Source organism: Rhizobium sp. PDO1-076 (assembly GCF_000247475.1).
GTDB lineage: Bacteria > Pseudomonadota > Alphaproteobacteria > Rhizobiales > Rhizobiaceae > Allorhizobium.
In genome coordinates this window covers 1-3,451 of sequence record NZ_AHZC01000178.1, presented here as the reverse complement: position 1 = coordinate 3,451, position 3,451 = coordinate 1, and the positions used below count along the sequence as shown (strand labels likewise).

Below are 3,451 nucleotides of genomic sequence, written 5' to 3'. Positions count from 1 at the left end.
TCAGCTGGTCGGTCGCGATGCCGGCATGGCAAATCCTTCGCCTGAACTCCGGCGAACAGCGTCTGGTACCTGGCTCTTGCCTCGCGACCATCGGCGCCGTTTCCAACCCGGACCACGGCAACATCAATGACGGCAAGGCGGGTCGTACTCGCTGGCGCGGCAAGACACCGCATAACCGCGGTGTCGTCATGAACCCGGTCGACCACCCGCACGGCGGTGGTGAAGGCCGCACATCCGGTGGTCGTCACCCGGTATCCCCGTGGGGCAAGCCGACCAAGGGCAAGCGGACTCGTTCGAACAAGTCGACCGACAAGTTCATCATGCGCTCGCGCCACCTGAAGAAGAAGTAAGAGAGGTAGTCTGAAATGGCTCGTTCAGTATGGAAAGGCCCGTTCGTCGACGGCTATCTTCTCAAGAAGGCTGAGAAGGTTCGCGAAGGCGGTCGCAGTGAAGTGATCAAGATGTGGAGCCGTCGCTCCACCATCTTGCCGCAGTTCGTGGGCCTCACTTTCGGCGTCTACAACGGCAGCAAACACATTCCGGTCAACGTCAACGAAGACATGGTCGGTCACAAGTTCGGTGAATTCTCTCCGACCCGGACCTACTATGGTCATGGCGCGGATAAGAAGGCGAAGAGGAAGTAATCATGGGCAAGGCAAAAGCCGAACGCCGGCTCAAGGACAATGAGGCGCAGGCCGTAGCACGTACGCTGCGCGTCAGCCCTCAGAAGCTCAACCTGGTTGCCGCGCTGATCCGCGGCAAGAAGGTAGAGCGCGCTCTCGCTGACCTGGAATTCTCCCGCAAGCGTATCGCAGCGACCGTCAAGAAGACGCTCGAATCCGCGATTGCAAACGCCGAGAACAACCATGACCTCGACGTCGACCAGCTGGTTGTCGCCGAAGCCTATGTTGGCAAGTCGATCGTCATGAAGCGTTTCCACGCTCGTGGCCGCGGCCGCGCATCGCGCATCGAAAAGCCGTTCTCGCACCTCACCATCGTGGTGCGCGAAGTCGAAGCCAAAGTGGAGGCCGCATAATGGGTCAGAAAATCAATCCAATCGGTTTCCGCCTCGGCATTAACCGCACTTGGGACAGCCGTTGGTTCGCCGACAATGCCGAATACGGCAAGCTGCTCCACGAAGACCTGAAGATCCGCGCTTACCTGATGGAAGAGCTGAAGCAGGCTGGTATCGCTAAGGTCGTCATCGAGCGTCCGCACAAGAAGTGCCGCGTCACGATCCACTCGGCTCGCCCGGGTCTGATCATCGGCAAGAAGGGTGCAGACATCGAGAAGCTTCGCAAGAAGATCTCGTCGATGACGAACTCCGAGACGCATCTCAACATCGTTGAAGTGCGCAAGCCGGAAGTCGACGCAACGCTCGTTGCTCAGTCGATCACCCAGCAGCTCGAGCGCCGTATTGCATTCCGTCGCGCTATGAAGCGCGCCGTTCAGTCGGCAATGCGTCTGGGTGCCGAAGGCATCAAGATCACTTGCGCCGGCCGCCTTGGCGGCGCGGAAATTGCGCGTACCGAATGGTACCGCGAAGGCCGCGTGCCACTTCACACCCTGCGTGCAGACATCGATTACGGTACGGCTGAAGCCGAAACCGCATACGGCATCTGCGGCGTCAAGGTCTGGATCTTCAAGGGCGAAATCCTTGAGCACGATCCGATGGCCTCCGAGCGCCGTGCGATGGAAGGCGATGCGCAGGGTCCGGCAAGCCGTGAACGTGGCGATCGTCGCCGCGAGAACGCTTGATTAGCGCTGGCGAAAGATAAGTTCGGAGAATAAGAAAATGTTGCAGCCAAAGCGTACTAAGTACCGCAAGCAGTTCAAGGGCCGCATCAAGGGTGTTGCCAAGGGCGGTTTCGACCTGGCATTCGGCGAGTTCGGTCTCAAGTCTCTTGAGCCGAACCGCGTCAACGCCCGCGAAATTGAAGCTGCTCGTCGTGCGATCACCCGCTACATGAAGCGCGCAGGTCGTGTATGGATCCGGGTATTCCCCGACGTTCCGGTCACTGCCAAGCCGACCGAAGTGCGTATGGGTAAGGGTAAGGGTTCGGTTGAATACTGGGCCTGCAAGGTCAAGCCCGGCCGTATGATGTTCGAGATCGACGGTGTATCTGAGGAAATCGCTCGCGAAGCGCTTCGTCTCGGCTCTGCCAAGCTCTCGGTCAAGACGCGCTTCGTTCAGCGCATTGCAGAGTAAGGATCAGGTTCATGAAAGCCGCAGACGTCCGCGCCATGAGCGCCGATCAATTGAATGACGAGCTTGCCAAGCTGAAGAAGGAGCAGTTCAACCTGCGCTTCCAGAAGGCGACCGGCCAGCTTGAAAAGTCCTCCCGCGTCAACGAAGTCCGCAAGGATATCGCCCGCGTGAAAACCATTGCCCGCCAGAAGGCGGCAGAAGCCAAGGCCTAAGGAAGAATAATATGCCAAAACGCATTCTGCAGGGCGTCGTCGTCAGCGACAAGAACGACAAGACCATCGTGGTCCGCGTCGAGCGTCGTTTTGCCCATCCGCTGCTTCAGAAGACCGTTCGTCGGTCCAAGAAGTACAAGGCGCATGACGAGAACAACCAGTACAAGACCGGTGATGTCGTTTCTATCGAGGAATGCGCACCGATCTCCAAGGACAAGACCTGGACGGTTATCGCCGCCCAGGCTTAATTTACGGAGTTTCTGCGCAAGGGCTTGCACCTTGCGCAGAATTCTGTATGAAGCAGGCCATTGGCGCAGGAACGCTCGGAATCGGGCGTTCTTTTGCTTTGAGCGCACGGAAGGTCCCGTATGGGAAACCACCCTGTATTTATCTTCCCGCGCACAGTCGACATTTACCATAAGCCGGAATAGGGGGCTCGCGCCCAACCGTCTCGGTTACAACAAGAAGGCGACCTGACATGATTCAGATGCAGACTAACCTCGACGTCGCGGATAATTCCGGCGCACGTCGTGTCATGTGCATCAAGGTGCTGGGCGGCTCCAAGCGCAAGTACGCTTCGGTCGGCGATATTATCGTCGTCTCGATCAAGGAAGCCATCCCGCGCGGCCGCGTGAAAAAGGGTGACGTGATGAAGGCGGTTGTTGTTCGTACCGCCAAGGACATCCGTCGCGCTGACGGCAGCGTCATTCGATTCGATAACAACGCTGCTGTTCTTATCGACAACAAGAAAGAGCCGATCGGCACCCGTATCTTCGGACCGGTTCCGCGCGAACTTCGCGCCAAGAACCACATGAAGATCATCTCGCTGGCTCCAGAAGTACTGTAAGGAGCGGGAAGCGATGAATAAGATCCGCAAAGGCGACAGCGTTGTCGTACTCTCCGGCAAGGACAAGGGCCGCACTGGCGAAGTCCTGCAGGTTATGCCGAAAGAAGATCGCGCATTTGTGCGTGGTATCAACATGGTGAAGCGCCACCAGCGTCAGTCTCAGACGCAGGAAGCTGGCATCAT

At 58.0% G+C, this 3,451-nt stretch carries 8 protein-coding genes and 1 pseudogene; all 9 read left to right on the top strand.

Translation table 11 applies throughout. The annotated features are described in order from the left end of the window. Positions 1–350 (top strand): annotated as a pseudogene (rplB, locus tag PDO_RS11535) (50S ribosomal protein L2); the annotation flags it as partial. Positions 351–365: 15 nt separating this feature from the next. Next, positions 366–644 (top strand): 30S ribosomal protein S19, encoded by a 279-nt coding sequence (rpsS, locus tag PDO_RS11530; protein ID WP_009109540.1) that lies wholly within the window; start codon positions 366–368, stop codon positions 642–644. A 2-nt stretch (positions 645–646) separates the two neighbouring features. Further along, positions 647–1,036, top strand: coding sequence for a 50S ribosomal protein L22 (gene rplV / locus PDO_RS11525; RefSeq protein WP_009109538.1), 390 nt, complete (start codon positions 647–649; stop codon positions 1,034–1,036). Continuing rightward, positions 1,036–1,758: a 30S ribosomal protein S3 gene (gene rpsC / locus PDO_RS11520; protein ID WP_009109536.1), complete on the top strand. Its 723-nt coding sequence runs from the start codon at positions 1,036–1,038 to the stop codon at positions 1,756–1,758. Before rplV ends, rpsC begins: the two co-directional genes overlap by 1 nt. A gap of 37 nt (positions 1,759–1,795) precedes the next feature. Next, positions 1,796–2,209: a 50S ribosomal protein L16 gene (rplP, locus tag PDO_RS11515; protein ID WP_009109534.1), complete on the top strand. Its 414-nt coding sequence runs from the start codon at positions 1,796–1,798 to the stop codon at positions 2,207–2,209. Positions 2,210–2,220: 11 nt separating this feature from the next. Beyond that, entirely contained in the window at positions 2,221–2,421 is a 201-nt protein-coding gene (gene rpmC / locus PDO_RS11510) for a 50S ribosomal protein L29 (protein WP_009109531.1), read from the top strand. 11 nt (positions 2,422–2,432) lie between these two features. Continuing rightward, on the top strand, positions 2,433–2,669 hold the full coding sequence (rpsQ, locus tag PDO_RS11505; RefSeq protein ID WP_009109530.1) for a 30S ribosomal protein S17: 237 nt from the start codon (positions 2,433–2,435) through the stop codon (positions 2,667–2,669). A 230-nt stretch (positions 2,670–2,899) separates the two neighbouring features. Next, positions 2,900–3,268, top strand: a complete 369-nt coding sequence (rplN, locus tag PDO_RS11500) for a 50S ribosomal protein L14 (RefSeq protein ID WP_003495199.1) — start codon at positions 2,900–2,902, stop codon at positions 3,266–3,268. Between the two features lie 13 nt (positions 3,269–3,281). Further along, on the top strand, positions 3,282–3,451 hold a 170-nt coding region (gene rplX / locus PDO_RS11495), incomplete at its 3' end, for a 50S ribosomal protein L24 (protein ID WP_009109495.1).